24 protein-coding genes and 1 rRNA gene are annotated in these 25,898 nt (G+C 69.5%); 17 read left to right on the plus strand and 8 right to left on the minus strand.

Annotated features, from left to right (window positions below):
* From rrf to CHC02_RS20415, 3 genes are all read left to right on the plus strand, one after another.
* A 5S ribosomal RNA gene (rrf, locus tag CHC02_RS30980) occupies positions 1-78 on the plus strand; the annotation flags it as partial.
* A gap of 460 nt (positions 79-538) precedes the next feature.
* A complete protein-coding gene (locus CHC02_RS20410; protein WP_089393262.1) occupies positions 539-1,825 on the plus strand; it encodes a dicarboxylate/amino acid:cation symporter in 1,287 nt (428 codons plus the stop codon).
* A gap of 55 nt (positions 1,826-1,880) precedes the next feature.
* Positions 1,881-3,575 (plus strand): NAD-dependent malic enzyme, encoded by a 1,695-nt coding sequence (locus tag CHC02_RS20415; RefSeq protein ID WP_089393263.1) that lies wholly within the window; start codon positions 1,881-1,883, stop codon positions 3,573-3,575.
* Positions 3,576-3,614: 39 nt separating this feature from the next.
* Here CHC02_RS20415 and CHC02_RS20420 read toward each other — a convergent pair whose 3' ends face one another.
* Positions 3,615-3,959 (minus strand): hypothetical protein, encoded by a 345-nt coding sequence (locus tag CHC02_RS20420; RefSeq protein ID WP_089393354.1) that lies wholly within the window; start codon positions 3,957-3,959, stop codon positions 3,615-3,617.
* Between the two features lie 5 nt (positions 3,960-3,964).
* Positions 3,965-4,564 carry an NAD(P)H-binding protein gene (locus CHC02_RS20425; protein WP_089393264.1) on the minus strand — a complete coding sequence of 200 codons (600 nt, stop codon included), beginning with the start codon at positions 4,562-4,564 and terminating at the stop codon, positions 3,965-3,967.
* Positions 4,565-4,757: 193 nt separating this feature from the next.
* On the opposite strand from CHC02_RS20425, the gene CHC02_RS20430 reads away from it, so the two are divergent.
* The 3 genes from CHC02_RS20430 (at position 4,758) to CHC02_RS20440 (ending at position 6,862) form a co-directional block, all read left to right on the plus strand.
* The gene (locus CHC02_RS20430) at positions 4,758-5,885 is read left to right on the plus strand and encodes an AGE family epimerase/isomerase (RefSeq protein ID WP_089393265.1); all 1,128 of its coding nucleotides are present in this window, start codon (positions 4,758-4,760) and stop codon (positions 5,883-5,885) included.
* A 166-nt stretch (positions 5,886-6,051) separates the two neighbouring features.
* On the plus strand, positions 6,052-6,309 hold the full coding sequence (locus CHC02_RS20435; protein WP_089393266.1) for a hypothetical protein: 258 nt from the start codon (positions 6,052-6,054) through the stop codon (positions 6,307-6,309).
* Positions 6,310-6,652: 343 nt separating this feature from the next.
* Complete coding sequence (locus tag CHC02_RS20440) at positions 6,653-6,862, plus strand: cold-shock protein (protein WP_009620169.1); 210 nt, start codon at positions 6,653-6,655, stop codon at positions 6,860-6,862.
* A 161-nt stretch (positions 6,863-7,023) separates the two neighbouring features.
* Here the strand turns inward: CHC02_RS20440 and CHC02_RS20445 are convergent, their stop codons facing one another.
* A complete protein-coding gene (locus CHC02_RS20445; RefSeq protein ID WP_089393267.1) occupies positions 7,024-7,926 on the minus strand; it encodes a LysR family transcriptional regulator in 903 nt (300 codons plus the stop codon).
* Positions 7,927-8,060: 134 nt separating this feature from the next.
* Here CHC02_RS20445 and salA point away from each other — a divergent pair, with 134 nt between their 5' ends.
* From salA to CHC02_RS20470, 5 genes are all read left to right on the plus strand, one after another.
* Entirely contained in the window at positions 8,061-9,350 is a 1,290-nt protein-coding gene (salA, locus tag CHC02_RS20450) for a salicylate 1-monooxygenase (RefSeq protein ID WP_089393355.1), read from the plus strand.
* A 67-nt stretch (positions 9,351-9,417) separates the two neighbouring features.
* Positions 9,418-10,764 (plus strand): MFS transporter, encoded by a 1,347-nt coding sequence (locus CHC02_RS20455; RefSeq protein WP_089393268.1) that lies wholly within the window; start codon positions 9,418-9,420, stop codon positions 10,762-10,764.
* 276 nt (positions 10,765-11,040) lie between these two features.
* On the plus strand, positions 11,041-11,373 hold the full coding sequence (locus tag CHC02_RS20460; RefSeq protein WP_425262399.1) for a hypothetical protein: 333 nt from the start codon (positions 11,041-11,043) through the stop codon (positions 11,371-11,373).
* 18 nt (positions 11,374-11,391) lie between these two features.
* Positions 11,392-12,417 carry a GlxA family transcriptional regulator gene (locus CHC02_RS20465; RefSeq protein WP_089393356.1) on the plus strand — a complete coding sequence of 342 codons (1,026 nt, stop codon included), beginning with the start codon at positions 11,392-11,394 and terminating at the stop codon, positions 12,415-12,417.
* Positions 12,418-12,782: 365 nt separating this feature from the next.
* On the plus strand, positions 12,783-13,712 hold the full coding sequence (locus CHC02_RS20470) for a LysR family transcriptional regulator (protein ID WP_089393269.1): 930 nt from the start codon (positions 12,783-12,785) through the stop codon (positions 13,710-13,712).
* Here CHC02_RS20470 and CHC02_RS20475 read toward each other — a convergent pair.
* Positions 13,703-14,146, minus strand: a complete 444-nt coding sequence (locus CHC02_RS20475; protein ID WP_089393270.1) for a GlcG/HbpS family heme-binding protein — start codon at positions 14,144-14,146, stop codon at positions 13,703-13,705. The two genes, CHC02_RS20470 and CHC02_RS20475, sit on opposite strands and share 10 nt — an antisense overlap.
* A gap of 2 nt (positions 14,147-14,148) precedes the next feature.
* Complete coding sequence (locus CHC02_RS20480; RefSeq protein WP_089393271.1) at positions 14,149-15,492, minus strand: metal-dependent hydrolase family protein; 1,344 nt, start codon at positions 15,490-15,492, stop codon at positions 14,149-14,151.
* Positions 15,493-15,751: 259 nt separating this feature from the next.
* On the opposite strand from CHC02_RS20480, the gene CHC02_RS20485 reads away from it, so the two are divergent.
* A complete protein-coding gene (locus CHC02_RS20485; protein WP_089393272.1) occupies positions 15,752-16,132 on the plus strand; it encodes a nuclear transport factor 2 family protein in 381 nt (126 codons plus the stop codon).
* A 46-nt stretch (positions 16,133-16,178) separates the two neighbouring features.
* Here CHC02_RS20485 and CHC02_RS20490 read toward each other — a convergent pair whose 3' ends face one another.
* The 3 genes from CHC02_RS20490 to CHC02_RS20500 all read right to left on the minus strand — a co-directional run bounded on the left by CHC02_RS20490 (position 16,179) and on the right by CHC02_RS20500 (position 19,855).
* Positions 16,179-17,372: a Fic family protein gene (locus CHC02_RS20490; protein WP_089393273.1), complete on the minus strand. Its 1,194-nt coding sequence runs from the start codon at positions 17,370-17,372 to the stop codon at positions 16,179-16,181.
* A gap of 203 nt (positions 17,373-17,575) precedes the next feature.
* The gene (locus CHC02_RS20495; RefSeq protein ID WP_089393274.1) at positions 17,576-18,733 is read right to left on the minus strand and encodes an alpha/beta hydrolase family protein; all 1,158 of its coding nucleotides are present in this window, start codon (positions 18,731-18,733) and stop codon (positions 17,576-17,578) included.
* A gap of 183 nt (positions 18,734-18,916) precedes the next feature.
* Positions 18,917-19,855, minus strand: a complete 939-nt coding sequence (locus tag CHC02_RS20500; RefSeq protein WP_089393275.1) for a LysR family transcriptional regulator — start codon at positions 19,853-19,855, stop codon at positions 18,917-18,919.
* A gap of 283 nt (positions 19,856-20,138) precedes the next feature.
* On the opposite strand from CHC02_RS20500, the gene CHC02_RS20505 reads away from it, so the two are divergent.
* The 5 genes from CHC02_RS20505 to CHC02_RS20525 all read left to right on the plus strand — a co-directional run bounded on the left by CHC02_RS20505 (position 20,139) and on the right by CHC02_RS20525 (position 25,830).
* Entirely contained in the window at positions 20,139-21,080 is a 942-nt protein-coding gene (locus CHC02_RS20505; RefSeq protein ID WP_089393276.1) for a VOC family protein, read from the plus strand.
* 3 nt (positions 21,081-21,083) lie between these two features.
* A complete protein-coding gene (locus CHC02_RS20510; RefSeq protein ID WP_089393277.1) occupies positions 21,084-21,431 on the plus strand; it encodes a Rieske (2Fe-2S) protein in 348 nt (115 codons plus the stop codon).
* Positions 21,432-21,572: 141 nt separating this feature from the next.
* On the plus strand, positions 21,573-22,697 hold the full coding sequence (locus CHC02_RS20515; protein WP_089393278.1) for an FAD-dependent oxidoreductase: 1,125 nt from the start codon (positions 21,573-21,575) through the stop codon (positions 22,695-22,697).
* An 80-nt stretch (positions 22,698-22,777) separates the two neighbouring features.
* Positions 22,778-24,448 (plus strand): DUF1302 domain-containing protein, encoded by a 1,671-nt coding sequence (locus CHC02_RS20520; RefSeq protein WP_089393357.1) that lies wholly within the window; start codon positions 22,778-22,780, stop codon positions 24,446-24,448.
* A 14-nt stretch (positions 24,449-24,462) separates the two neighbouring features.
* Entirely contained in the window at positions 24,463-25,830 is a 1,368-nt protein-coding gene (locus CHC02_RS20525) for a DUF1329 domain-containing protein (protein WP_089393279.1), read from the plus strand.
* Positions 25,831-25,898 lie beyond the last annotated feature (68 nt).

The raw sequence follows: 25,898 nt of genomic DNA on the forward strand, positions 1-25,898 counted from the left end.
CCCGAACTCAGCAGTGAAACGACGCATCGCCGATGGTAGTGTGGGGTTTCCCCATGTGAGAGTAGGTCATCGTCAAGCACCTATCCCAAAACCCCTGATCAGCCTGGCTGGTCGGGGGTTTTGCTTTGGCGCGGGGAAAACCAATCGCGGACAAGGTCCGCTCCTACGCCATGCCCCCTCCGGCTCCCCCTGTAGGAGCGCGCCCTGCGCGCGAATCGCGGGCAGGGCCCGCTCCTACAGGTTGCCGGAAGGCGTGGCATTTCCCTGTAGGACTCCATCCGCGATCCGGCCGGCAGGCCGACGATGCCGTTGGGCCGCCGACGGATAACCGCGATGGCAATCCCCCGGAAATCGGAACTTCGCCTCGCTGCACAGCGCCTATAGTCAGAAACAACAGGTAACAAACTCCCGGCCACCGCACGGCTTCACCGGGAGTCCACCGTCTACAGGACGCGCTCTCGAGGATGGGGAGGCCCGTTCGTGGAGTCGGGCGCCAGGGCCAGGAGGGCCGGCGCCGATCTGGAGAAAGGTAGCCGCCATGAGCAAGAAACCCTTCTACAAGAGCCTCTACGTGCAGGTACTGATCGCCATCGCCATCGGTGTTGCCCTGGGCCACTTCTATCCGCACACGGCGGTGCTGATGAAACCCCTGGGCGATGGCTTCGTCAAACTGATCAAGATGGCCATCGCCCCCATCATCTTCTGCACCGTGGTCACCGGCATCGCCGGCATGCAGAGCATGAAGGCGGTGGGCAAGACCGGCGGCATGGCGCTGCTGTACTTCGAGGTGGTCTCCACCGTCGCGCTGATCATCGGCCTGGCAGTGGTCAACATAGTCCAGCCCGGCGTCGGCATGCACGTCGATCCAGCCAGCCTGGACGCCAGCAAGGTCGCCACCTACGCCTCGGCCGGCGAGAAGCAGAGCACCATCGAGTTCCTGCTCAACATCATCCCCAACACCGTGGTCGGCGCCTTCGCCAACGGCGACATCCTGCAGGTGCTGTTCTTCTCCGTGCTGTTCGGCTATGCACTGCACCGCATGGGCAACTACGGCCAGCCGATCTTCCAGTTCATCGAGCGCTTCACCCAGGTGATGTTCAACATCATCAACGTGATCATGAAGGTCGCGCCCATCGGCGCCTTCGGCGCCATGGCCTTCACCATCGGTGCCTACGGCGTGGGTTCGCTGGTGCAGCTGGGCGAGCTGATGGCTTGCTTCTACCTCACCTGCATCCTCTTCGTGCTCCTCGTCCTGGGTGGCATCGCGCGCTTCCACGGCTTCAACATCCTGCGCTTCATCAACTACATCCGCGAGGAGCTGCTGATCGTGCTTGGCACCTCTTCCTCGGAGTCGGCGCTGCCGCGGATGATCGCCAAGATGGAGAAGCTGGGCTGCGACAAGACCGTGGTCGGCCTGGTGATCCCCACCGGCTATTCCTTCAACCTCGACGGCACTTCCATCTACCTGACCATGGCCGCGGTGTTCATCGCCCAGGCCACCGACACGCAGATGGACATCATCCACCAGGTGACCCTGCTGGCGGTGTTGCTGATCGCCTCCAAGGGCGCCGCCGGCGTCACCGGCTCGGGCTTCATCGTCCTGGCCGCCACGCTGTCCGCCGTGGGCCACCTGCCGGTCGCCGGCCTGGCGCTGATCCTCGGCATCGACCGCTTCATGTCCGAGGCCCGCGCCCTGACCAACCTGGTGGGCAACGGCGTGGCTACCGTGGTGGTGGCCAAGTGGTGCAAGGAACTGGACGAGGAAACCCTGCACCGCGAACTGGCCGCCGGCCCCTCGGCGCTGGAGGCGTCGATGGATCATTGAAAGCTTCACGCGGTACGCTTCACCGAAGCCCGTCATGCAGGCAGTGGAGAAAGCCATGACCGAACGCAAGTCGAACTACCCGCTGTACACCCATTATTCCGGCCCGGCGCTGCTGGAGATGCCGCTGCTGAACAAGGGCAGCGCCTTCAGCCCGCAGGAGCGCATCGACTTCAACCTGATCGGCCTGTTGCCGCAGACCGTGGAGACCATCGAGGAACAGGCCGAGCGCGTCTACCAGCAGTACCTGCAATGCGCCTCCGACCTCGACCGGCACGTCTACCTGCGTTCCATCCAGGACAACAACGAGACGCTGTTCTTCCGCCTGCTCGAAGGCCACCTGGAGGAGATGCTGCCGATCATCTACACCCCCACGGTGGGGCAGGCCTGCCAGGACTTCTCGAAGATCTACCGCACCCACCGCGGCCTGTTCGTCTCCTGGCCGGACCGCGAGCGCATTGACGACGTGCTGCGCAGCGCCACCAAGGACAAGGTGAAGATCATCGTGGTCACCGACAGCGAGCGCATCCTCGGCCTGGGCGACCAGGGCATCGGCGGCATGGGCATCCCCATCGGCAAGCTGTCGCTGTACACCGCCTGCGGCGGCATCAGCCCGGCCTACACGCTGCCCATAGTGCTGGACGTGGGCACCAACAACCAGGCGCTGCTGGACGACCCGCTGTACATGGGCTGGCGCCACCCGCGCATCAGCGGCAAGGACTACGACGACTTCGTCGAGCTGTTCATCCGCGCCGTGCAGCGCCGCTGGCCGGGCGTGCTGCTGCAGTTCGAGGACTTCGCCCAGACCAACGCCATGCCGCTGCTGGAGCGCTACCGCGACCAGCTGTGCTGCTTCAACGACGACATCCAGGGCACCGCCTCGGTGGCGGTCGGCACCCTGCTGGCGGCGTGCAAGGTCAAGCAGCAGAAGCTCAGCGAGCAGGTGATCACCTTCGTCGGCGCCGGTTCCGCCGGCTGCGGCATCGCCGAGCACATCATCGCCGCCATGCAGCTGGAGGGGCTGAGCGAGGCGCAAGCGCGCCAGCGCATCTTCATGGTCGACCGCCACGGCCTGCTGGTGGAGGGCATGGACGGCCTGCTGGAGTTCCAGCGCAAGCTGGCGCAGAAGGCCGGCGACGTGGCCGACTGGCAGCGCGGCGAGGACGGCATCGGCCTGCTGGAGGTGGTGAGCCGGGCGAAACCGACGGTGCTGATCGGGGTTTCCGGGCAGCGCGGGCTGTTCAGCGAGGCGGTGATCCGCGAGATGTACAAGCACTGCCCGCTGCCGCTGGTGATGCCGCTGTCCAACCCGACCTCGCGGGTCGAGGCGACCCCGGCGGAAATCCTCCAGTGGACCGAGGGCCGCGCGCTGGTCGCCACCGGCAGCCCGTTCCAGCCGGTGGAGCACGGCGGGCGCAGCATCCACATCGCCCAGTGCAACAACTCCTACATCTTCCCCGGCATCGGCCTGGGGGTGATCGCCGCCGGCGCCCGGCGCGTCACCGAGGCGATGCTGATGGCCGCCTCCAACGCCCTGGCCGAATGCTCGCCGGTGGTGACCGGGGAGGGCGACGCGGTGCTGCCGCCGCTGCGCGACATCCAGCAGGTCAGCCGGCGCATCGCCTTCGCCGTGGCCAAGCAGGCCCAGGCCGAGGGCGTGGCGCTGGAAACCCCGGACGCCATGCTCCACGCCGCCATCGAGCGCAACTTCTGGGCACCGCGCTACCGCGAGTACCGTCGCCGCTCGTTGTAGGCGGGCCGGGCGAGGCCCGGTGCCCGGGCCGGCGAGGCACTAGCGCTTCCGGTGCTCGCCGGTGCGGGCCGGGCGCCCTGCGCGGCGCTCCTGCAGGGTGAGCTGCAGGGCCTTGGCCACGCCGGCGCCGAGCAACCCGCCCAGCAGGGTGGCGACGACCTGCAGCAGCAGGCCCAGTGCGCTGGCGGCGTTCGTCTCGCGCAGGAAGGTCGCGGCTTCCGGCCAGAGCGCCAGCCACAGGCCGACGAAGCCCAGCACCAGGTCGTACCAGAAGGCGCCGACCCCGGCGGGGCGATAGCCGCGGACGAAAAGGATGAAGGCGCTGAAGGCCAGCGCCAGGAGCAGGGTGCCCAGCGTCTGGCTGAACGCATCCGGACCGGACATGGCCATCACCTCCCCGGATCGCGAAGGCGCAGGCACTGGCGACGGTGCAGCCCCAGGCGCACCTCGTCGAGCAAGGCCTCGGCGCAGGCCAGCGCCTGCTGGCTCGCGACGTCGACGGGCGCCGCGGCGCGGCTGAAATCGTCGATGCGCAGGCCTTCGACCAGGGTCGGCGCTTCCACCAGCGTCCAGTCCAGCCCGCTCACCTCCAGGCTGCGGGCCAGGCCGGCGCCGAGTTGCTCGTCGGCGGCGTCCTGCGGCGCCACCAGCCATTGCCAATGGCCCACCAGGAACAGCCGCGGCACGCCGGCGCGCAGCGCGCCATCGATGAGCGCGCCGCACTGCGGTGGCAGTTGTCGCGGCGGCTGGTCGCCGAGCATGGCGAAGATCACGTCGAGCCCCATCACGGCCTCGCTGACCTCCAAGGACGACGCCAGGCCGCCCAGCTTGCAGCGCAGGCCGGGGCGTGCACGCAGGCTGTTGAGGTCTTCCACCAGGGCGCTGACCTCGTGCTGCCGGTGCAGCGCCGCGGCGACCAGGGCCTGGCCGAGGCTGTCGAAGGGGCGGAACACGCCCAGCTTCAGCGTGGCTGTCTCGAGGTTGTGCATGGCGCTTCCTCCGCTTGTGTGGGGCAAGGCGAGTCTATGCATATCGAAGCCCCGGCGAGGGCCGAGGTTCCGCCCTTATGGCGACCGGTCGGAGCCCGGCGTGGAGCCCGCCCTTGCGCGGGCGGGTTCTTTCCCGGGGGCTTTTCCTCTATCTTCTGCGCTTGCGCCTTCCTTTCTCACGCAGACCCGTCGCATGCCCGTCCCGTCGTCCCTTTCGCCATCCCTCGCCGCCGGCATCGTGGCGTTGACCCGCCACTACGCCGATACCGTCCTGCCGCTGTGGCGTGCCGCCGGCTGGAACGAGGCGCTGCAGCTGCCCTACGAGGCGCTCGACGACCGCAGCGGGCGGCCCCTGGCGGCGGTGCGCTACCGCGCCATGGCCTGCGCCCGCCAGTTGTTCATCTTCAGCCACGCGGGGCCCGCCGACGCGGCCCGGGCCGAGGCGCTGTTCGCCTCGCTGCAGCGCCATTTCGGCGACGGCAACGGCGCCTGGCTCTACAGCATCGATGCGGCCGGGCAGCCGCTGGACAGCCGCCGCGACCTCTACACCTTCGCCTTCGTGGTGTTCGCCTGCGCGCAGTATCACCGGCTCAGTGGCAGCGCCGCCGCGCTGGAGCTGATGAGGCGCACCACCGAGCTGATCGAGCAGCGCTTCGCCGATGGCCAGGGGCTGTACCTGTCCGCGCTGGCCGAGGATTTCGCCGACGATGGCGCGCCCGTGCTGCAGAACCCCATCATGCACCTCACCGAGGCCTACCTGGCGGCCTACGCCATCGACGGCGACGCCTGGTACGGGCAGCGCCTGCGGGAGATGGGCCAGGCGCTGCTGGCGCGCTTCGTCGACCCGGCCAGCGGCTGCGTGGCCGAGTTGCCGCAAGGCGAGGCGGGCAACCGCATCGAGCCGGGGCACCAGTTCGAATGGTTCTCGCTGGTCATGGGGGCGCCGGCGTTGTTCGCCGGTTCCGCCCTGGAGGCCGCGCTGCGCCGCGCCTTCGTCTTCGCCCAGCGGCATGGCGTGGCTGCCGGCACCCTCGGCGTGAGCGCCGCGCTGGCGGCGGACGGCGCCCTGCAGGACGCCACCCAGCGCATCTGGGCGCAGACCGAGTTCGCCCGGGCCCTGGCCGTGGAAGGCAGCGCCCAGTCCCTCGGCACCCTGGCGCTGTGGACCGAGCGCTTCCGTTCGCGCTTCCTGCACGACGGCGGCTGGCACGAGGTGCTGGGGCCGGGCGGCGAGGTCTTGCGCGCGGACATGCCCTCCACCACGCCCTACCACCTGCTGGGCGCCTACCAGGCGTTGCAGGCCCTGATCGAGCGCGCCTGAAGCCCGCGGCCGCCTGGCTACCGCCCGGCGGCCATGCCTTCGACAGGGGCGATCCGCCGGAACCGCTGGCAAGCTGGAGAGTCCGTGAAAGGGTGGGCGACCGTCCGCCACCTTGCGCCACTCCAACCATCTGCACGGCCCGCCAGCGGGCCGGGGGGAACGATGCATGCAACAGCACACCAGCGAGCCGAACTTCATGCCGCCCAGCGAGTACACCACCTCCAGCGGGGTGGCGGTGCTCATCTCGCCGCGCTACATAGGCCCCGGCAAGGTCGCCGAGATGCTGCTTTCGCTGGCGAAGGTGCCACCCAGCGTATCGCCGTTGGACGTCGTCATCGGGCCCTGGGAATCCCATGAAGCCGCCTTCGAGGCCTCCTTCGCCGCGGCCGAGCGCTGGGTAGGGCAACTGGACGGCCACGCCTGACGCGGATCGATGGGCAACGGCCGGCGCGGGTGCGTGCCGAGGCATTCACCCGGCCGCCGGCGCTTGTCGTCGGCGCCGTTCCCGAGCGCCTGGCCAGGGGGGTAAAGACGGAAGCTGGGCGGTGTGGCAATGCGACCGATCGTCCAGAATCGCGGCGCGGAAAAGAAAATGCTGTCCAAATCCGCTGAACCCTGTATCCTGCCACCACTGCCTGCCCGGTTTAGCGGCTCCGTATTGATGCTCAGCCAGTTCTGATTTCCATCTCCTCGGTTTCTCTTCACTCTGCATTCAGTTCCAGCCAGGCATGTCGCCTGTGCTCGTTCCTACCTTGGAGATCTACATCATGGCAAACCGCCAAACTGGTACCGTCAAGTGGTTCAACGCTGAGAAGGGCTTCGGCTTCATCACCCCGGAAAGCGGCCCGGACGTCTTCGTTCACTTCCGCCAGATCGAATCCACCGGCTACAAGTCCCTGGACGAAGGCCAGCGCGTCAGCTTCCTCGTGACTGCCGGCGCCAAAGGCCCGCAAGCCGAGCAGGTTCAAGCCCTGTAAGCGCACTCCCGAGTGCCCGAAGCCCCGCATCGCATTGCGGGGCTTTTCGTTTGTGCCCCAAAAATTCCCGCCTTCTCCCTTCGCTCGCCAGCCGGGCATTCCCGCCCCGGCGTCATCGCTTCCCCTCGCGCTAACCCAGCGCTGCCCATGGCCACGCGCCGTCACCCCTCGAACAGCTCGACCATCAACTGACGCAGCCAGCGGTTGGCCGGGTCGCGGTGGTACCTGGCGTGCCAGAACAGGTTGATGTCGATTTCCGGCAGCGACACCGGGTGGGGCAGGGCCACCAGGTCGAAGGGGCCGGTGCAGGAGTCGGCGAAGCGCTCGGGCACGGTGGCCAGCAGGTCGGTGCGCTGGAGGATGTGGCCCACGGCGACGAAGTGCGGCACTTCCAGGCGGATGTCCCGTTCGATGCCCAGGCGTGCCATGTGCGCATCCACCTCGCCGTGGCCGGTGGTGGCCGCCACCACCCGTACGTGGCCGTAGGCGCAGAAGCGCTCCAGGGTCAGCGGCTCGCGGGTGGCCGGGTGGTCGCGGCGGCACAGGCAGACGTAGCGGTGGTGGAACAGGCGGCGGGTGAAGAAGCCCGCCTGCAGGTGCGGCAGCAGCCCCACGGCGAGGTCGACGGTGCCGTTCTGCAGGGCCTCGGGCAGCGCGACCGCGGTGTTGCGCACGGTGCTGATGCGGCAGCCGGGCGCCAGGCGGGAGAGGGCGTCCATCAGCCGCGGGGTGAAGTAGATCTCGCCGATGTCGGTCATGGCGATCCTGAAGGTGCGTTCGCTGCGCTGCGGCTCGAAGCTGTCCTGGCGGCCCAGAGCCTCGCGCAGGGTGTGGATCGCCAGGGCCACCGGCTCGGCCAGTTGCGCCGCGTAGGGCGTGGGCTCCATGCCCTGGTAGGTGCGCACGAAGAGGTCGTCCTGCAGGCTGCTGCGCAGGCGCTTCAGGGCATTGCTGACGGCGGGCTGGGTCAGCCCCAGGTTGTCCGCGGCGGTGGATACGCGGCGGTCGATCAGCAACTGGTTGAAGACCACCAGCAGGTTCAGGTCCAGGTCGCGGATATCCATGGCGCCTCGCATTTTCCCGTGGAGAGGAATATTCACATTTGAAATAGTCTGTATGCAGGTCGCTGCATTTATCAATATTCCTCGGCCCGCCATGATGGCCCCACTCCAACAACAACACCATCATGGGTACCCACATGACCACCAAGCCTGCCCTGCGTATCGGCATCATCGGCGGCGGAATCTCCGGCGTCGCCCTGGCACTGGACCTGTGCCGCCACTCCCACCTGGACGTCCAGCTGTTCGAGTCCGCCCCGGCCTTCGGCGAGGTCGGCGCCGGCGTGTCCTTCGGCGCCAACGCGGTGCGCGCCATCGCCGGCCTGGGCCTGGCGGAGGCTTATGCCCAGGTCGCCGACCGCACCCCCGAACCCTGGCAGGACGTGTGGTTCGAATGGCGCCGCGGCAGCGACGCCGGCTACCTCGGCGCCAGCGTGGCGCCGGGGGTGGGGCAGTCCTCGGTGCACCGCGCGGACTTCCTCGACGTGCTGGCCAGCCGCCTGCCGGCCGGCGTGGCCCGCTTCGGCAAGCGCGCCACCGGCGTGGCGCAGCAGGGCGAGGAAGCCTGCGTGCGCTTCACCGACGGCAGCGACTACCGCGGCGACCTGCTGATCGCCGCCGACGGCATCAAGTCCGCCCTGCGCGGCCACGTGCTGGAAGGCCTGGGGGCGGCGCCGGCCGCGCCGCGCTACAGCGGTACCCGCGCCTACCGCGGCCTGGTCGACAGCCAGCGCCTGCGCGAGGCCTACCGCGCCGCCGGCGTCGACGAGCACCTGGTGGACGTGCCGCAGATGTACCTCGGCCCGGACGCCCACATCCTCACCTTCCCGGTGAAGCAGGGGCGCATCGTCAACGTGGTGGCCTTCGTCTCCGACCGCAGCGAGCCGAACCCACAGTGGCCCCAGGACGCGCCCTGGGTGCGCGAGGCCAGCCAGCGCGAGATGCTCGACGTCTTCGCCGGCTGGGGTGATGCCGCGCGCATCCTCCTGCAATGCATTCCAACGCCCAGCCACTGGGCGCTTCACGACCTGGCCGAGCTGCCCGGCTACGTCCACGGCCGCGTGGCGCTGATCGGCGACGCCGCCCACGCCATGCTGCCGCACCAGGGCGCCGGCGCGGGGCAGGGGCTGGAAGACGCCTGGTTCCTCGCCCGCCTGCTGGGCGATCCCCGGGCCTGCCACGGCAACCTGGGCGAGCTGCTGGCCGCCTACGACGCCTTGCGCCGCCCGCGCGCCTGCCGTGTACAGCGCACCTCGTGGGAAGCCGGTGAACTCTATGAACTGCGCGATGCGGCCGTGGGCGACGACGAGCGCGCACTGGGCGCGACCCTCGCCAGCCGCTTCGACTGGCTGTGGAACCACGACCTGGAGGCCGACCTGGCCGCGGCCCGCGCGCGCCTGGGCTGGCAGGCCCTGAGCCACTGCGCCTGATCCGCCCCACCGGGGCCGGCCACGATGCCGGCCCTGGCTCCATAACAACGACAAGAAGAGCCATGCCATGCGTGATATCGACGTTTCCGCCCTGCTGGACGGGGCCCGCTTCAATGCCTTCCATGCCCGCGTGCTGTGCTGCTGCGCGCTGATCATCATCTTCGACGGCTACGACCTGGTCATCTACGGCGTGGTGCTGCCAGCGCTGATGCAGGCCTGGGGCCTCACGGCGCTGCAGGCCGGCCTGCTCGGCAGCTGCGCGCTGGTGGGGATGATGCTGGGCGCGCTGTTCTTCGGCCCGCTGTCGGACCGCATCGGCCGGCGCCGGACCATCATGGCCTGCGTGGTGCTGTTCAGCGGTTTCACCGTGCTCAACGGCTTCGCCCGCACGCCCGAGCAGTTCGCCCTGTGCCGCTTCATCGCCGGCCTGGGCATCGGCGGGGTGATGCCCAACGTGGTGGCGCTGATGAACGAGTACGCGCCCAGGCGGCTGCGCAGCACCCTGGTGGCCATCATGTTCAGCGGCTATTCGCTGGGCGGCATGCTCTCCGCCGGGCTGGGCATGCTGCTGATGCCGGCCTGGGGCTGGCCGGCGGTGTTCTTCGTCGCCGGGATGCCGCTGCTGATGATGCCGTGGCTGGTGCGGCAGTTGCCGGAGTCGCTGGACTTCCTGCTGCGCCGCGGCCAGGCCGGGCGGGCGCAGCAGTTGCTGGCCTGGGCCGCGCCCGACTACCGCGCGCAGCCCGGCGACCGCCTGCAGGCAGCCGGCGGGCGCAACCCGCGGGTGGCCGTCGCCGAGCTGTTCCGCGAGGGCCGCACCTTGCGTACGCTGATGCTCTGGCTGGCATTCTTCTGCTGCCTGCTGATGGTCTATGCGCTGGGCTCGTGGCTGCCCAAGCTGATGAATGCCGCGGGCTACGGCCTCGATACCAGCCTGGGGTTCCTGCTGGCGCTGAACTTCGGCGCCATCTTCGGGGCCATCGGTGGCGGCTGGCTGGGCGATCGCATCGGCCTGGGCCGCGTGCTGCTGGCCTTCTTCGTGGTGGGGGCGCTGGCCCTGGCGCTGCTGGCGCTACGCTCGCCACTGCCGGTGCTGTACGGGCTGATCGGCGTGGCCGGGGCCTGCACCATCGGCACGCAGATCCTCGCCAACGCCTGCACCGTGCAGTTCTACCCGGCGCACATCCGCTCCACCGGCCTGGGCTGGGCCATGGGCGTGGGGCGCCTGGGCGCCATCATCGGCCCGCTGCTGGGCGGCGCGCTGCACGCGGCGCAACTACCGCTGCAGGCCAGCTTCCTGGCCTTCGCACTGCCGGGGCTGGTGGGCGCCGGCGCCATCCTGGCGTTCCTCCGCTGGCGGCCCGGGCGGGCGCACGGCCCGGCCGGTAAGCCGCTGGAGTCCACCTTCGGCTGAATGCCGTCCTCCGTTCCCTGGTCGCCCTGGCAAGGATGCGGCGGCCGGGGGACCTGTTTCCTTGCTCCCACCGTCGATGTCGCTTTCATGGCATCGCCAGCCCTGGCCCTGGGCGCTCGCGGGCGGGGCCATGTCGTTTTTGCTCATGCCCATGGCGATCCTGGGCAAATGTCCGGGAGACGCTCTGGAATAGGGTCGTGCCAGCGTCTGTCAGTCTCCGACGCCCGCCAGGTGGCGCCGTGCCACCTCATGACAAGTCCAATAAATGGCCGACCGATGAGTATTCCAAGTGCCAAAGGCGCCAGTGGCGAACTGGCCCAGGGCTTCAAGCCGCGCCAGGTGACCATCTCGCAGCTGCGCATGCGCGCCACCCTGCAGCGGCGCAACCAGGCGATCGCCTGCCGCATGTGGCTGTTCCCCTGGCTGACCTGGGCGGTGATCGCTTTCATCAGCGGCGTGCTGGTGGTGATGTTCATCCTGCCGGAGCACCGCATCGAGGTGAGCTCCACCCTCGGGCTGGCCGTGGCGACCGTGCTCTTGAGCTTCACCACCCGGCGCCAGGGCGCCCAGGCCGGCGGGCGCCTCGATCCGCTGCGTTCGGCCGGCTGACGGCAGGAGTCGCGATTGGTGGAACGGCGGCAATTCAGCGGCGCCATGCAGGGCCGCAACCTCAGGTTCGTTTCCGCGCCCCGGGCGGGCACGCAACGCCAGGGGCGGGTGGGCTTCCTGCTGCTGGAGCACTTCTCCCTGCCGGCCTTCACCCAGGCGCTGGACACCCTGGTCACGGCCAACCTGATCCGCGCCGACACCTTCGCCACCGGCACCTTCAGCCTGGACGGCGAATCGGTCACCAGCGACCTGGGGCTGGTCATCTGCACGGGTGCGGCCCTGGCGCCGGCGGCGCTCGCCGGGCTGGACCTGCTGGTGCTCTGCGGCGGCCTGCGCACGCCGCTGCGCGCCACGCCGGAACTGACGCGCCTGCTGCAGCTGGCAGCGGAGAAGGGCGTGGCCCTGGCCGGGCTGTGGAACGGCGCCTGGTTCCTCGGCCAGGCCGGCCTGCTGGACGGCTACCGCTGCGCGGTGCATCCGGAGAACCGCGCAGCGCTGGCGGAGATCGCCCGGCACAGCGAAGTCACCAGCGAGAGCTACATGGTCGACCGCGACCGCTTCACCGCCGCCAGCCCGACCGGGGCCTTCAACATGGTGCTGGAATGGATGGACGCGCTGCACGGCCGCGAACTGGTGGACGCCGTGGCGGACATCCTGGCCTTCGAGGAATCGCGCTTCCGCCGCGCCCGCCCGGCGCTGCACGAGAAGCTCAGCGAGCCGCTGCGCGAGGCCATCAACCTGATGAGCGCCAACATCGAGGAGCCCCTCAGCCAGGACCAGCTGGCGCGCTACGTCGGCCGTTCCAAGCGGCAGATCGAGCGGCTGTTCCAGCAGCAGCTGGGCACCACGCCGGTGCGCTACTACCTGGAGCTGCGCATCACCGAGAGCCGCCGCCTGCTGCAGCACTCGGACCTGCCGATGTTCGAGGTGGGCCTGGCCTGCGGCTTCGTCTCGCCCAGCCATTTCAGCAAGTGCTACACGTCCTTCTACGGCTATCCGCCGTCGAAAGAGGTGCGTTACGGGTGCGTGAAGTCGGCGAGGTAGGGCGTGCCGGCGAAGACCCCAGCCACGTCATTCCCCTGTAGGAGCGCGCCCTGCGCGCGAATCGCGGACGGCGTCCGCTCCGGGCGGGAGGTGTGCGTAGGGCGCATAACCGTTCGCGGTTATCCGCCGCCGGCCGGAACACCGGTGCCCAGGACAATTGGCGGATAACGTCGTAGGCGTTATGCGCCCTACGGGTTGGAAGGGGCGGCCTAGGAGCGGATTCCATCCGCGACCCGCGCCGGTGTTCCCGGCAATCGCGGACGGCGTCCTACGGGAGGATGCCGGCGCCGAGGTATCGCCCGGCGCGATACCTGCCAGCGGCAAACGCGCTCCGTCGGCGGCGGCGCGCGGGGTATAAAGCGCCCATGCGCTACAGACGTCTGGACCTCAACCTGCTGGTGGCCCTGGCCGCGCTGCTCGACGAATGCAGCGTCAGCCGGGCCGCCGAACGCCTCAACCTGGGCCAGTCGGCCACCAGCGCGGCGCTGGCGCGCCTGCGCGAGCACTTCAACGACCCGCTGCTGGTGCCCCTGGGGCGGGGCCTGGCGCCCAGTGCCCTGGGCCGCCAGTTGCTGCCCAAGGTACACGAGGCCCTGGCCCTGGCGGGGGAAGTGGTGGATGCGGCGGTGCTCTTCGAGCCTTCGCAGTGCGACCGGCGCTTCACCCTGGTGGCGTCGGACTATGTGGTGGCGACCCTGTTGCCCGCGGCCAGCCGGGCACTGTCGCAACAGGCGCCGGGCGCCTCGCTGGTGCTGCGCGACCTGCCGCTGCCGCGCGACGGCGACGTGGTGGCCGAAGCCCTGGAATACCGCCGCAGCGACCTGGTGATAGTGCCGCAGCGCCGGGTGAACCCCCGCTACCCGCAGATGCCGCTGCTCGGCGACGAGCTGTGCTGCATCGTCTGCGCCGGGCAACCGGCCTTCGCCGGCGGCCTGAGCCTGGCCGACTACTGCGCCGCCGAGCACGTGCTGCGCGAGTTCGCCGACGGCCAGAACCTGGCCATGGACGCCCTGCATCTGCGCGAACTGGGCATCGAGCGGCGCGTGGCCGTCGCGGTGCAGAGTTTTTCGCTGATGGCCGAGTTCATCGTCGGCACGCCGCGGGTGGCCACGCTGTTCCGCCGCCAGGCGCAGGCCCTGGCGCGGCGCTACCCGCTGCGCGTGCTGCCGGCGCCGTTGGCCTTTCCGGCGGCGCCGCAGGTGCTGCAGTGGCACCCGCAGCAGGGCCTGGACCCGGCGCTGGCCTGGCTCCGCGCCTTGCTGGCGGAGCAGGCCGCGGGGCTGGATCAGGCCTGAGGGTCGCCGGTGTCGCCGCGCAGGCCCAGTTCCTCGATGGCCAGCAGGGCGCAGCGCTCGTCGTTGTCGGACGTGTCGCCACTCACGCCGATGGCGCCGAGCAGCCCGCCGGCCCCGTCGCGCAGCAGGATGCCGCCGGGTACCGGGATCACCTCGCCTCCGGTCAGGCTGTTGATCGCATCGAAGAACGCCGGCATGGCCTGGGCGCGGCGCGCCAGTTCGCGGCCGCCGAAGCCCATGCCGAGGCAGCCGCGGGCCTTGCCGCTGGCGATCTGCGGGCGCAGGAAGCTGGCCCGCTCGTCGCGCAGCACGGCCAGCGGGTGGCCGGCGGCGTCCAGTACCGCGGCGGCCAGCGGGCGCACGCCCAGCTCGCGGGCGTGGCGCAGGGTGGCGGCGGCCAGGCGCGTGGCGCGCTCGAAGTCGAGGGTGGTCATGCTCACAGGCTCCATTTGCCGAGTTGGGCGACGCGGTCGCGGGTATAGAGATCGGTCCATTTCAGCGAGTTGAAGTCCGACACCTGCCTGGGGTTGTACGCCGTGCGCTGCAGGCGCACCGGCTCGCCGGCCTTGTACACGGCCTGCAGGCGCTGGCGGTCCTGGAGGATGCGGATGTCCTCCAGGGGCGAGCCGTCGAGCAGCAGCAGGTCGGCCTGCCTGCCCGCTTCCAGCGTGCCCAGGGTTTCGCCGCGCGGCATCAGCCGGGCGCCGACGTTGGTGGCGGCGTACAGCGCCTCGGCGGGGGTGAAGCCCAGGCGCGTCACCAGCAGTTCCAGCTCGCGGGCGTGCCATTCGCCGTAGGGGGTGACGGCGAAGCCGCTGTCGCTGCCGCAGGCGAAGGGGATGCCGGCGGCCTTGGCGCGGCGCAGCACCGGTGTGCCTAGCTCCAGGGTGCGCGCGCAGTAGCCGGCGTAGCCGGTGGCGATGGCCGGGTCGTGGGCCTGGCAGAAGTCCACGGTGTTCTGCGGGAAGGTCATGGTCGGGGCCAGCACGCTGTCGGCTTCCAGCAGCGCCTCGATGCAGGCGTCGTCCATGTAGAAGGCATGGAACACCAGGTCCACGCCGGCCTTCGCAGCATACATCACCGCCTCGCGGCCATAGGCGTGGGTGGCCACCCGGCAGCCCAGGCGGTGGGCTTCCCCGACCATCTCGCGGGTCTCCTCGGCGGTGAAGGCGGCGATGATCTCGCCGTTGGGCCGGCGGTGGGTTCCGTCCATGGCGATCTTGATCAGGTCGACGCCGTCCTTGGCCTGCCGGCGGATCTCGGCGATGGCCTCGGTACGGCTGGTGACCAGGGCGGCGGTGAAGTATTCGGGGGCGCCGACGCGGCTGGGGAACCAGTCGTTGAGGCTCTGCCGGTTGGTGATCACGCGGCTGCTGGCGGCGATGCGCGGGCCCTCGAACAGGCCGGCGTTGACGGTGTTGCGCACGGCGATGCTGAGTTGGCCGCTGTCGCCGGGGCAGACCATGGAGGTGACCCCGGCGGCGAGCACGTGCTGGGCGAAGAACAGCCCGCGCAGGGCGCGGAACTCGTCGCTGGTCCAGAGATCGATGTCTTCCTCGCTCTGGGCGTTGCCGAAGGCCAGGTGGGTGTGCACGTCCACCAGCCCGGGCATGACGAAGGCGGCGCGCTCCTCGCGGTCGCCCGGCTGCGGCCGCGGGGCCTGGGCGGTCGGGCCGACATGGCGGACCAGGCCGTTGTCGATGATCAGCGTCTGCTCGTGGCGGGCCTGCAGGCCGGTGCCGTCGAACAGGGTGGAACAGTGCAGGTGCAGGGCGCCCATGGGCGGTTTCTCCTCGGCTTCTCGTTGTGCCGGCAGGCTAGGGCGCTGCGCCCTGGCTGACCAACAGATGCTGTCGATGCCCGGCCATCGATGCCGTCGATACCTGGCGCGGGCGCATGGCGCCTGGGTTCCGGGCAGGGGGCAAGCGATGCGGGGCAGGTATCGGCAGTGGCGATGCCAGGCATGGCCAATGGCGATTTTTCCCGCCGGGGCGGGCAGGGCGAGGATGCCGCCGCCATCAACCCACGAGGAAACCACCATGAACGACATCCGTACCGAACTGCTGGCCCTGGAGCAGGAACGCCAGCGCGCGCTGATGGAAGAAGACCACGCCGGCCTGGAGCGGCTGTTCGCCGACGATCTGCTCTACGTGCATACCTCAGGCCTGGTGCAGGACAAGCCGCAGTACCTGGACTATGCCCGCCACGCGGTGCGCTACCTGGCGGTGGAGCGCGGCGAACTGCGGGTGCGCCTGTTCGGCGACGCCCTGGCGCTGATGAGCGGGCCGCAGTGCAACCTGCTACAGAAGCGCGGCGGCGGCGAACCGGTGCGCGCCGAGGGCTTCGCCACGCAATTGTGGGTGAGGGAGGACGGTGGTTGGCGGATCGCTGCCTTCCATGGCACTCGCACGCCAGCATGAGATGGCGCGGTAATTTTGCCTTTGCCCGCTAGCTTGTGCCTCCGGGCTACTGGAAGCGTCGATGGAGGTCCGGGAATATCTCCTGGGCGAACCAGGCCGGCAACCCTGGCTGCACGCTGCGGGATTTCGGCGTCGGGCTGAGTACCACGCCCAGGCGTACCAGGCGGCTCAGTTCATCGATCGCCGGGCGCGGCGTCAGGCCGGTGAAGGTCTTGAAGTCACTGCGTGGCATCTCGCCCTGCACCAGCAGGGCATGGACCGCCGCTGCGCTTTCCTCCCGGGCGCCGGCCGCGCGTAGCTGGGCGTTATAGCGGAATGCCCGTACCACTCGCTCGCGCAGTGCTGTCGGGTCGACGGCCTGGGTCATGTAGTCGATCTGGTCGTGGCAGACGTCGAGCATGAACTCGATGAAGGCGAAGTAGTGCTTGCGGCTCAGCTTGCCGCGTCCGTCCAGGTCGCCTTCGCGAGGGCGGTCGGCCAGCGCCAGCATCCGATAGTAGTCCTGGTGCTGGCGCGCCAGGCCGCGAGACAGGGACCAGAGCGTCGGCCGCAGGCCCAGGGCAACGAGGTGGATATGGGTCATCAGCCGTGTGGTGCGCCCGTTGCCGTCGAGGAACGGGTGCACGAAGGCCAGCCGGTGATGGTAGGCGAGGGCGCCGATCAGCCGGCGGCGTGGGTCGCGGGCGCGTCCGAAGCCATCGCGCAGGTGACGCAGCATCGGCAGCACGACAGAGGCGGCCGGCGCGGGCCTGCCGCCGATGGCGACTTCCTCGTCCGGCCTGGCGCGCAGCTGGCCCGGTTGCAGGAAGCGGCCGTCGTCGAGGCGCCGGCTGGCATCATCGGTATCGTCGAACAGGCGTTCGTGCACGCGCTGCACCAGCGCCGGTTCGAACAAGTCGCTCCATTGCGCGGGGGGGAAGCGCCGCAGGGTCCGCTCGAACACCGCCTGCGCCTGCATGTGCCTGATGGCCAGGTCTTGCAGCAGGAGACGCTCGCGGCGTGGCGCGGCCTGCGCCTGCTGCATCATTGCGATCTCGGTATGGCGGCCCTCGATGAGGTTCGAATAGTAGCTGTTGGTTATCTGCAGCAGTTGCCCGAGCTGCTCGCTCGTTTGCCTGGCCAGGCGGCCTGCCAGGAAGGCCGCCTTGCCCGGCAGCGCGTCAGCCCGCTCGATGATCGAGGCCGGCAGCTCTTCCGGCAGTATCGGGTCCAGCCAGCCCTTGTCGGTGATCAGCGGCATTGCTGCTTTCCTGGGTGAATTTCTTCACATTTAAATTCACATTTCGTAAGGCTGCAAACCCTTATGTATTGCGGCTTGTATTTGGTTTTAGAGGGTCATTAAGAAAGTCTTTCTTCATATTTTTACCGGCAGGGCGCCGGCACGCCCGGCAGCGGGGAACGGCACCGTGATCCGGTGCCGCAGCAAGGAAGACCCCGGAGCCCTCAGGCCGTACGCCCACCCAGCGTCTCCGCCACCCAGTCCGCGATGTAGTGCCCGGCGTTGATGCTGTTGTCGAAGCTCGAATGCTGCACGCCGCCTTCGCGCTCGGTGAAGATCTTCAGCTCGCGCTTCGGGCTGTTCACCAGTTGCTCGTAGGTGCGCTGCGCCCATTTCAGCGGAATCTGCGAGTCCTTCTCGCCGTGGGTGACCAGGAAGGGCACGCGGATGCGTTCGAGCACGCCGTCGAGGTGGACGTTCTCGGCGATGCCCATGAATTCGTCGATGTCCTTCGCGCCCCAGACCCATTGCACGTGGGCCCAGTAGTGCGGCACCGGGAAGTCGCCTTCCTTCTCCAGGCGGCGCTTCTGCACGTCGCGCCAGTCGTGGTTGGCGCCCCATACCACGCCGCAGGCGAAGCGCGGCTCGAAGGCCACCGCGCGCGGGCAGTAGTAGCCGCCCAGGGACACGCCTTCCAGGCCGATGCGCTTGGCGTCGACGTCCTCGCGGGTTTCCAGCCAGTCGAACACGCGGCTGGCCCAGTGCTCGCTGTCGTAGCGCGCGGTCAGGCCGTGCAGGCGCAGGGCCTCGCCGGTGCCGGGCTGGTCGATGATCAGCGAGGCCACGCCGCGCTTGGCCAGCCAGGCGGGCAGGCCGACGCGGTACTTCATTTCCTTGGTCGAATCCAGGCCGTTGACCTGCACCAGCAGCGGCGCCGGGCCCTCCACGCCCTCGGCGCGCACGTAGAGACCGGCGATGTGCCTGCCTTCGTAGGGGATCTCCACGCGTTCGCAGTTTTCCTTCGACAGCGCGACGCCGCGGGCGAAGGTGTCGAGGAAGCGCCGGTACAGCGCCTCGCGGCCCGGGGCGCCGTGGGCCTGCAGGCGTTCGCAGGTGAGGTAGTAGGTGGCGGCGCGGTTGTACTTCTCGCCGGCGGAGAACAGGCGGCCGGCGCCCTCGTCTTCCTCGGCCAGGCCGCAGAGCTTGTCGGCCATTTTCGACCAGGTCTCGCGGAAGGCCCGGGTGCCGGCGGCGTCGGGCTGCCTGGCGGCCTCCTGCAGCGGGGCGCACATTTCCTCGATCTCGCCCAGGCGGGCGCCCATCTCGATGGCCAGGTCCACCGAGAGGTTCCAGACGTAATTGGTGGGGAAGTAGCGGAACATTCTTGTTGTCCTTCTGCGGTCGGGTTTTCCGGCGCCCGGGAATGGCGGCAGGCACGCAGGGCGCGGTTCGACGGCAAGGTACGCAGGCGGGGCGGTGCGGCGCCAATCGCGAGTGGGGATGCGAGGTATCGCCAAACGCGATGCCCCGGCGCCCTGGCGGCGGCCGGGGGCGATGGGGCGGGGTCAGCCGGTGTGGCGCAGGGCTTCGGGCTGCTGGTCGAGGCTCTGGATGAAGTCGCGGATGCGCTCGCGCAGCCAGCGGTGCATGGGGTCGCCTTCCATGCTGCGGTGCCAGAGCATGTATTCGCGCATCACCGGGATCTTCACCGGCGGCGGCAGGATGCGCAGCGGCAGGTAATGCGCGTACAGCTCGGCCAGGCGGCGGTGCATGGTGGCCACGCGCTGGGTGCCGACCAGCAGCTGGGGCAGGGTGTTGAAGTCGTTGGTGATCACTTCCAGGCGGCGGTTGAAGCCGTACTGGCTCATGAACCAGTCCTCGATGCTCAGGTGCCGGTTGCGCCCGAAGCCCACCGAGATGTGGCCCATCTGCATGTACTGCTCCAGGGTCAGGCTCTCGCCCACCGCCGGGTTGTCGCGCCAGACCACGCAGACGTGGTCCTCCTCGAACAGCAACTGCGCCGGGTGGCCGTCGATGATGTAGCGCTCGGGCACGATCATCATGTCCACCTCGCCGCGCATCAGCAGCTCGGCGCTGTTGTCGCCGGGGCTGAGCATCTCGAAGGTGATGTGCGGGGCCTGCTGGTGGATCTTCTGGATCACCTGGGCGAAGAGCACGCTGATCAGGTAGTCGGAGGTCACCAGGCGGAAGTGGCGCTTGCTGCTGGCCGGGTCGAACACCGGCTTGGCGGTGATCGAGGAGCGGATGGTCAGCAGCACCTCGCGCACGGGCCCCGCCAGTTCCAGGGCGTAGGGGGTGGGCTGCATCTTGCGGCCGACCTGCACCAGCAGCTCGTCCTCGAAGAAGGTGCGCAGGCGGCCGAGCACGCCGCTGGTGGCCGACTGCGTCATGTGCAGGCGTTCGGCGGCGCGGGTGATGTTCTGCTCTTCCAGCAGCACATCCAGCGCCACCAGCAGGTTCAGGTCCAGGTGGTGGAATCGCATGGCAGATGGCTCAGGCTTGTTGTAGTTATTTTCGCGATACCTTCCCGCCGCATTCCCGATACGTCAAGACCGCTGCGCCACGAGTGGGCGGCAAACGCCCGCCGCCATGGGCCCGCGCCCAGGTATCGCGTTCGGCGATGCCTCGCATCCCCACATGCGATTGGTCAGGGCGCCATGGCGCCGGCCAACCTGCGCCCCAGTCGAGCGGCCCCCGTGCCGCGGCGACCCACCACCGGCGGCCCCCTGCCCGGCGCCGAATCATAATTTCAATGGAGTGGTAGCCATGAACATCCTTGGCCTCGACGCCCTGGTCTTCGGCGTCGACGATATCCAGGCCTGTGCCGATTGCCTGCGCGACTACGGCCTCACGGCCACGCAACTCACCGCCGACGGCGGGCGCTTCGAAGCCCTCGACGGCACCGCCATCGTCATCCGCCACGGTGATGATCCGAGCCTGCCGCCGGCCCTGGGCCCGACGCCTTCCCTGCGCGAGACCGTCTACGGCGTGGCCGGCGCCGCCGACCTGGACGCCATCGCCGACGAACTGGGGCGCGACCGCGAGGTGCGCCGCGATGCCGCCGGCGCGCTGCACTGCGTCGACGACCTGGGCTTCGCCATCGCCTTCCAGGTCAGCTGCCGCCGTCCGTACGAGGCCCCCGCCGACCTGACCAACGCCCCCGGCAGCGCGCCGCAGCGCCCGCTCAACCAGCTGGGCATCACCCCGGACATGCCGGCGTTGCCGCGCACCTTGTCCCACGTCGTGTACTTCGTGCCCGACGCCGCCAGGGGCGAGGCCTTCTACCGCGAGCGCCTGGGCTTCGTCACCACCGACAGCTTCGTCGGCGTCGGCCCCTTCATGCGCACGGCGGGCATGGACGACCACCACTGCCTGTTCATGATCCAGACGCCGCCGCACATGCAGGGCTGTGAGCACTTCACCTTCCACCTGGGCAGCGGCACCGAGGTGCTGCTGGCCGGCACACGTTTCCAGAACAAGGGCTGGACCAGCTTCTGGGGCCCGGGCCGGCACCTGCTGGGCTCCAACTGGTTCTGGTACTTCAACAGCCCGCTGGGCTGCCACATCGAGTACGACGCCGACATGGACAAGCATGACGACGCCTGGGCCGCGCGCCAGGCGCCGATGTCGGCGGACAACTCGCAGCTGTTCCTCTTCACCTCGCGGGAGAAGTGGGCCCCCAGCGGCCCGCCGCCAAAGCAGGGCTGAGCCGTGGACTGCGTGGCGCTGTGCCGGCTCGACGAGCTGGCCGAGGGCCAGGCGCGCGGCTTCGACCCGCAGGGCAGGGGGGCGGACGGCCTGTTCGCCCTGCGCCACCGCGGCCAGGTGCGCCTGTACCGCAACCGCTGCCCGCACCTGCTCGTGCCGCTGGAGTACCGCAAGGACAGGTTCCTCAGCGCCGACGGCCAATGGGTCGTCTGCTACGCCCACGGCGCGCGCTTCCGCCCGGACAGCGGCGAGTGCGTGTACGGCCCGTGCCGTGGCCAGGCGCTGGAAGCGCTGGCGCACGAGGAGAAGGACGGCTGGCTGCTATTGCCGCTGGCGCAACTGCAAGGCTGAGGTATCGCGCCGCGCGATAGGTCGCATCCGCGGACTCGATTGGTCAAGGCCCGGCCCCGCCGGGAAGCTGTGCCCCGGGGCACGCAGAACGGCCGCACCGCTCGCCGGTGCGGACAACAAGAACAAGACGTGAGAGATGCCATGAACACTGTGAGCAACGTGCTGATCGTCGGCGGCGGCATCGGCGGGCTGTGTGCCGCCATCGCTCTGCGCCGCAAGGGAATCGCCGTCGACCTGGTCGAGCTGAAGAGCGAATGGACCGTCTACGGCGTCGGCATCATCCAGCAGAGCAACGTGGTGCGCGAGATGCACCGCCTGGGCCTGCTGGATGCCTACCTGGACGCCGCCTACGCCTTCGAGGACGTAGCCATCTACACCACCGCCGGTCAGCAGCTGGCGCGCATCCCCGGCCAGCGCCTGGCGGGGCCGCAGTACCCGGCCAACGTCGGCATCTCCCGCCGCGCGCTGCACAAGGTGCTGAGCGAGACCGCCATCGAACTGGGCACCCGGGTGCGCCTGGGCACCTCGGTGGAGCGCTTCGAGCAGGACGCCGGCGGTGTCGACGTACTGTTCAGCGACGGCAGCCAGGGCCGCTACCAACTGCTGGTGGGCGCCGACGGGCTGTACTCGCGGGTCCGCGGGCTGCTGTTCGGCGACAGGTACCAGCCGCGCTTCACCGGCCAGTCGGTGTGGCGCCACAACTTCCCGCGCGCCGCCGGCATCGACCACCTGGCCAACTACCAGGGCCCCTCGGGCAACGCCGGCCTGGTGCCGCTGGCCGACGACCTCATGTACCTGTTCACCACCTCCCACGAGCCGGGCAACCCCTGGATGGACCCGGCCGGCCTGGCCGAGGGCCTGCGCCAGCGCCTGGCCGGGTTCGGCGGGCTGATCGGCGAACTGCGCGAGCAGGTCACGGACAGCGCCGAGGTCGTCTACAAGCCGCTGGAGGCGGTGTTCGTCGACGAGCCCTGGCACCGCGGCCGGGTACTGCTGATCGGCGACGCCGCCCACGCCACCACCCCGCACCTGGGGCAGGGCGCCGGCATGGCCATCGAGGACGCGGTGGTGCTGGCCGAGGAACTCACCGCCGGCGGCAGCCTGGCCGAGCAGCTGCAGCGCTTCATGGGCCGGCGTTTCGAGCGCTGCAGGTTCATCGCCGAGAAGTCCCTGCTGGCCGGGGAGAAGGAGATCGCCCGGGACCCGTCCTTCGACCGCATCGGCCTGGTCCGGCAGATGCTGGAGGTCACCGCGCGCCCCATCTGAGCCCATGTACCCGGCGCGCCTGCCCTGGCCGCGCGCCGGCGCCAACACGAATGCACAAGAACAAGAACGAGGTGACCTCGATGTCCACTGACAAGCGTGCAACCGCGCGGCCGCTGCCGCCGCTCAAGCCCCTCACCCTGGCGCTGCTGGCCCTGGCCGCCGGCCACGCCCAGGCCTTCGAATTCGACACCGGCAACCCCGACCTGCGGGCGCGCTGGGACAACACCCTGAAGTACAGCGCTGCCTGGCGCACCCAGGACGCCAGCAGCAAGCTCACCGAAGGCCAGAGCGCGCTGAACCTGGACGATGGCGACCGCAACTTCGACAAGGGCCTGATCTCCAACCGCCTGGACCTGCTCTCCGAGCTGGACGTGACCTACGGCGACGTCGGCGCGCGGGTCAGCGGGGCGGCCTGGTACGACGACGTCTACAACCGCGGCACCGACGCCAGCGACCCGAGCCGGGCCAACAGCTACTCGGCGGACTACGACGAATTCACCGACGACACCCGCACCCTGCACGGGCGCAAGGGCGAGCTGCTCGACGCCTTCGTCTTCGGCAAGACCGAGCTGGCCGGCATGCCGCTGTCCGGGCGCCTGGGCCAGTACGCCATGCAGTGGGGCGAGAGCCTGTTCTACGGCATGAACGGCATCGCCGGCGGCATGGCGCCGATCGACGTGGTCAAGGGCCTGTCGGTGCCCAACACCCAGTTCAAGGAGCTGATCCGTCCGGTACAGCAGGTCTCCGGCCAGCTGCAACTGACCCCGGATGTATCCATCGGCGCCTACTACCAGTTCGAATGGGAGGCCAACCGTCTGCCGGCCGCCGGCAGCTACTTCTCCACCGACGACTTCTTCGGCGACGGCGCCGAGCGCATGTTCGTCGGCGCGCCGGTGATGCCCGGCGGCCAGCCGCTGGCCTTCTACCACGGCAACGACAAGGAGGCGAAGGACTCGGGGCAGGGCGGCGTGCAGCTGCGCTGGCGCACCGAGACGGTGGACTGGGGCCTGTACGCCATCCGCTTCCACGACAAGTCGCCGCAGCTCAACGTGCGCACCGACTTCGCCAACCTCGACCCGTTCACCGGCAAGGCTGGCGAGTTCTACTGGGTGTACCCCGAAGGCATCGAGGCCCTGGGCGCGAGCTTCTCCACCACGGTGGGCAACTTCAACCTGGCCGGCGAAGTCTCCACCCGCTGGAACCAGCCACTGGCCTCCACCAACCAGCACGCCCTGGCCGTCGGCGAGGCCATCGACAACAGCGACGACCCGCTCTACGCCACCGGCCGTACCCTGCACGCCAACTTCTCCTGGCTGGCGAGCCTCGAGCCGAACTTCATCGCCCAGGAGGCGAGCTTCCTCGGCGAGATCGCCTGGAACCGGGTGATGAGCGTGAGCAGGAACCGCGACGCCATCGACCCCAACGCCGACCGCGACGCCGCCAGCCTGCGCCTGGTGTACGAGCCGATGTACCGGCAGATCTACCCCGGCCTGGACCTCTCGGTACCGATCGGCGCCAGCTACACCAACGGCGCTTCCGAGGCCCTCGGCACCGGCTTCGGCACTGACCACGGCGGCGACATCAACGTCGGCCTCAAGGGCAACTACCTCAACACCTGGAGCCTGGGCCTGACCTACACGCACTACTACGGCCCGCAGAACACCTTCCTCGACGCCGACAACCACTACACCTTCGAACAGTCGCTGAAAGACCGCGACTTCATCGCCTTCACCGTCAGCCGCACCTTCTGACCGAGGACTGCCCGATGAAACACAACAAGAAACTCGCCTGCCTGCTCACCGCCCTGAGTGCCTCCCTGCTGTTCGCCCACGGCGCCCTGGCCGCCGTCTCCGCCGAGGAGGCGGGCAAGCTGAAGACCACCCTGACGCCACTGGGCGGCGAGCGCGCCGGCAACGCCGACGGCAGCATCCCGGCCTGGACCGGTGGCTACACCCAGGCCGACCCGGCCTACAAGGACGGCGGTAAGCGCGGCGACCCCTTCGCCGCCGACAAGCCGCTGTTCACCATCACCGCGCAGAACATGGCGCAGTACGCCGCGCAGCTCACCCCCGGGGTGCAGGCGATGCTGAAGAAGTACCCGGACAGCTACCGCCTGGAGGTCTACCCGACCCACCGCAGCGCCGCCGCCCCGCAGTCGGTGTACGACGCCACCTTCGCCAACGCCAGCAGCGGCAAGCTGGTGGACGGCCCGGCCGGGCCCATGCCCGAGGGCGCCGCCGGCGGCATCCCGTTCCCGATTCCGCAGAGTGGCGCCGAGGCCATCTGGAACCACCTGCTGCGCTGGCGCGGCGCGTCCTGGCACGCCAGCTTCACCCAGTACCTGACCACCGCCGACGGCAAGCACGTGCTGACCAACGACTCGCGCTCGGACCTGCAGATGCCCTGGTACCTGCCCGGCGGCGCGGGCGAGAAGGGCGTGTTCTGGTCCATCCGCATGATCAACGACGGCCCGCCGCTGCGCGCCGGCGAGGCCATCACGGGCCTTGAGAACCTCAACGCCGACAAGGCCTCGGTGTGGACCTACCTGCCTGGCCAGCGCCGCGTGCGCCGCCTGCCCAACGCCTGCTGCGACACCCCGACGCCGGCCACCGCGGGGGTCATGAGCTTCGACGAGCTGTACGTGTTCAACGGCCGCATCGACCGCTTCGACTGGAAACTGGTGGGCAAGCGGGAGATGTACATCCCCTACAACGCCAACAAGGTGTTCACCGCCGCCGGCCCCGAGGCGTTGCTGGACACGCACCACCTGAAGTCCGACGCCATCCGCTGGGAGAAGCACCGCGTCTGGGTGGTGGAAGCGACCCTCAAGAGCGGCCAGCGCCACGTGATGCCGAAGAGCACCTACTACCTCGACGAGGACACCTGGGCCGCCGTGCTCGGCGAGCGCTACGACGCCCGCGGCCAACTGGCCAAGGTGCTCTGGACCTCGCCGGTGGTGCTGCCCGACCTGCCCGGCGTGGTGACCCTCACCAACGGCTTCTACGACCTGCTCTCCGGGGCCTGGTTCGCCGGTGACCTGTTCGCCGGCAAGAGCGAGCAGTACCGCATCGTGCCGCCCTACAAGGACTCGGTGTTCACCGCCGACGCCATGGCGGGCGAGGGCGTGCGCTGAGCGTTAGCACCGGGGGGCTGTAGGAGCGCGCCCTGCGCGCGAATCGCGGGCAGGGCCCGCTCCTACGG

The sequence above is a fragment of the Pseudomonas delhiensis genome, assembly GCF_900187975.1.
Classification (GTDB): domain Bacteria; phylum Pseudomonadota; class Gammaproteobacteria; order Pseudomonadales; family Pseudomonadaceae; genus Pseudomonas; species Pseudomonas delhiensis.

Coding starts and splice junctions, on each gene's coding strand:
- CHC02_RS20525 (WP_089393279.1), top strand. CDS start 24,463: ATGAAACACAACAAGAAACTCGCCTGCCTGCTCACCGCCCTGAGTGCC.
- CHC02_RS20495 (WP_089393274.1), bottom strand. CDS start 18,733: ATGTTCCGCTACTTCCCCACCAATTACGTCTGGAACCTCTCGGTGGAC.
- CHC02_RS20455 (WP_089393268.1), top strand. CDS start 9,418: ATGCGTGATATCGACGTTTCCGCCCTGCTGGACGGGGCCCGCTTCAAT.
- CHC02_RS20485 (WP_089393272.1), top strand. CDS start 15,752: ATGAACGACATCCGTACCGAACTGCTGGCCCTGGAGCAGGAACGCCAG.
- CHC02_RS20480 (WP_089393271.1), bottom strand. CDS start 15,492: ATGGGCGCCCTGCACCTGCACTGTTCCACCCTGTTCGACGGCACCGGC.
- CHC02_RS20520 (WP_089393357.1), top strand. CDS start 22,778: ATGTCCACTGACAAGCGTGCAACCGCGCGGCCGCTGCCGCCGCTCAAG.
- CHC02_RS20415 (WP_089393263.1), top strand. CDS start 1,881: ATGACCGAACGCAAGTCGAACTACCCGCTGTACACCCATTATTCCGGC.
- CHC02_RS20470 (WP_089393269.1), top strand. CDS start 12,783: ATGCGCTACAGACGTCTGGACCTCAACCTGCTGGTGGCCCTGGCCGCG.
- CHC02_RS20460 (WP_425262399.1), top strand. CDS start 11,041: ATGAGTATTCCAAGTGCCAAAGGCGCCAGTGGCGAACTGGCCCAGGGC.
- CHC02_RS20500 (WP_089393275.1), bottom strand. CDS start 19,855: ATGCGATTCCACCACCTGGACCTGAACCTGCTGGTGGCGCTGGATGTG.
- CHC02_RS20430 (WP_089393265.1), top strand. CDS start 4,758: ATGCCCGTCCCGTCGTCCCTTTCGCCATCCCTCGCCGCCGGCATCGTG.
- CHC02_RS20505 (WP_089393276.1), top strand. CDS start 20,139: ATGAACATCCTTGGCCTCGACGCCCTGGTCTTCGGCGTCGACGATATC.
- CHC02_RS20490 (WP_089393273.1), bottom strand. CDS start 17,372: ATGCCGCTGATCACCGACAAGGGCTGGCTGGACCCGATACTGCCGGAA.
- CHC02_RS20475 (WP_089393270.1), bottom strand. CDS start 14,146: ATGACCACCCTCGACTTCGAGCGCGCCACGCGCCTGGCCGCCGCCACC.
- CHC02_RS20445 (WP_089393267.1), bottom strand. CDS start 7,926: ATGGATATCCGCGACCTGGACCTGAACCTGCTGGTGGTCTTCAACCAG.
- CHC02_RS20440 (WP_009620169.1), top strand. CDS start 6,653: ATGGCAAACCGCCAAACTGGTACCGTCAAGTGGTTCAACGCTGAGAAG.
- CHC02_RS20515 (WP_089393278.1), top strand. CDS start 21,573: ATGAACACTGTGAGCAACGTGCTGATCGTCGGCGGCGGCATCGGCGGG.
- CHC02_RS20420 (WP_089393354.1), bottom strand. CDS start 3,959: ATGTCCGGTCCGGATGCGTTCAGCCAGACGCTGGGCACCCTGCTCCTG.
- CHC02_RS20410 (WP_089393262.1), top strand. CDS start 539: ATGAGCAAGAAACCCTTCTACAAGAGCCTCTACGTGCAGGTACTGATC.
- CHC02_RS20435 (WP_089393266.1), top strand. CDS start 6,052: ATGCAACAGCACACCAGCGAGCCGAACTTCATGCCGCCCAGCGAGTAC.
- salA (WP_089393355.1), top strand. CDS start 8,061: ATGACCACCAAGCCTGCCCTGCGTATCGGCATCATCGGCGGCGGAATC.
- CHC02_RS20425 (WP_089393264.1), bottom strand. CDS start 4,564: ATGCACAACCTCGAGACAGCCACGCTGAAGCTGGGCGTGTTCCGCCCC.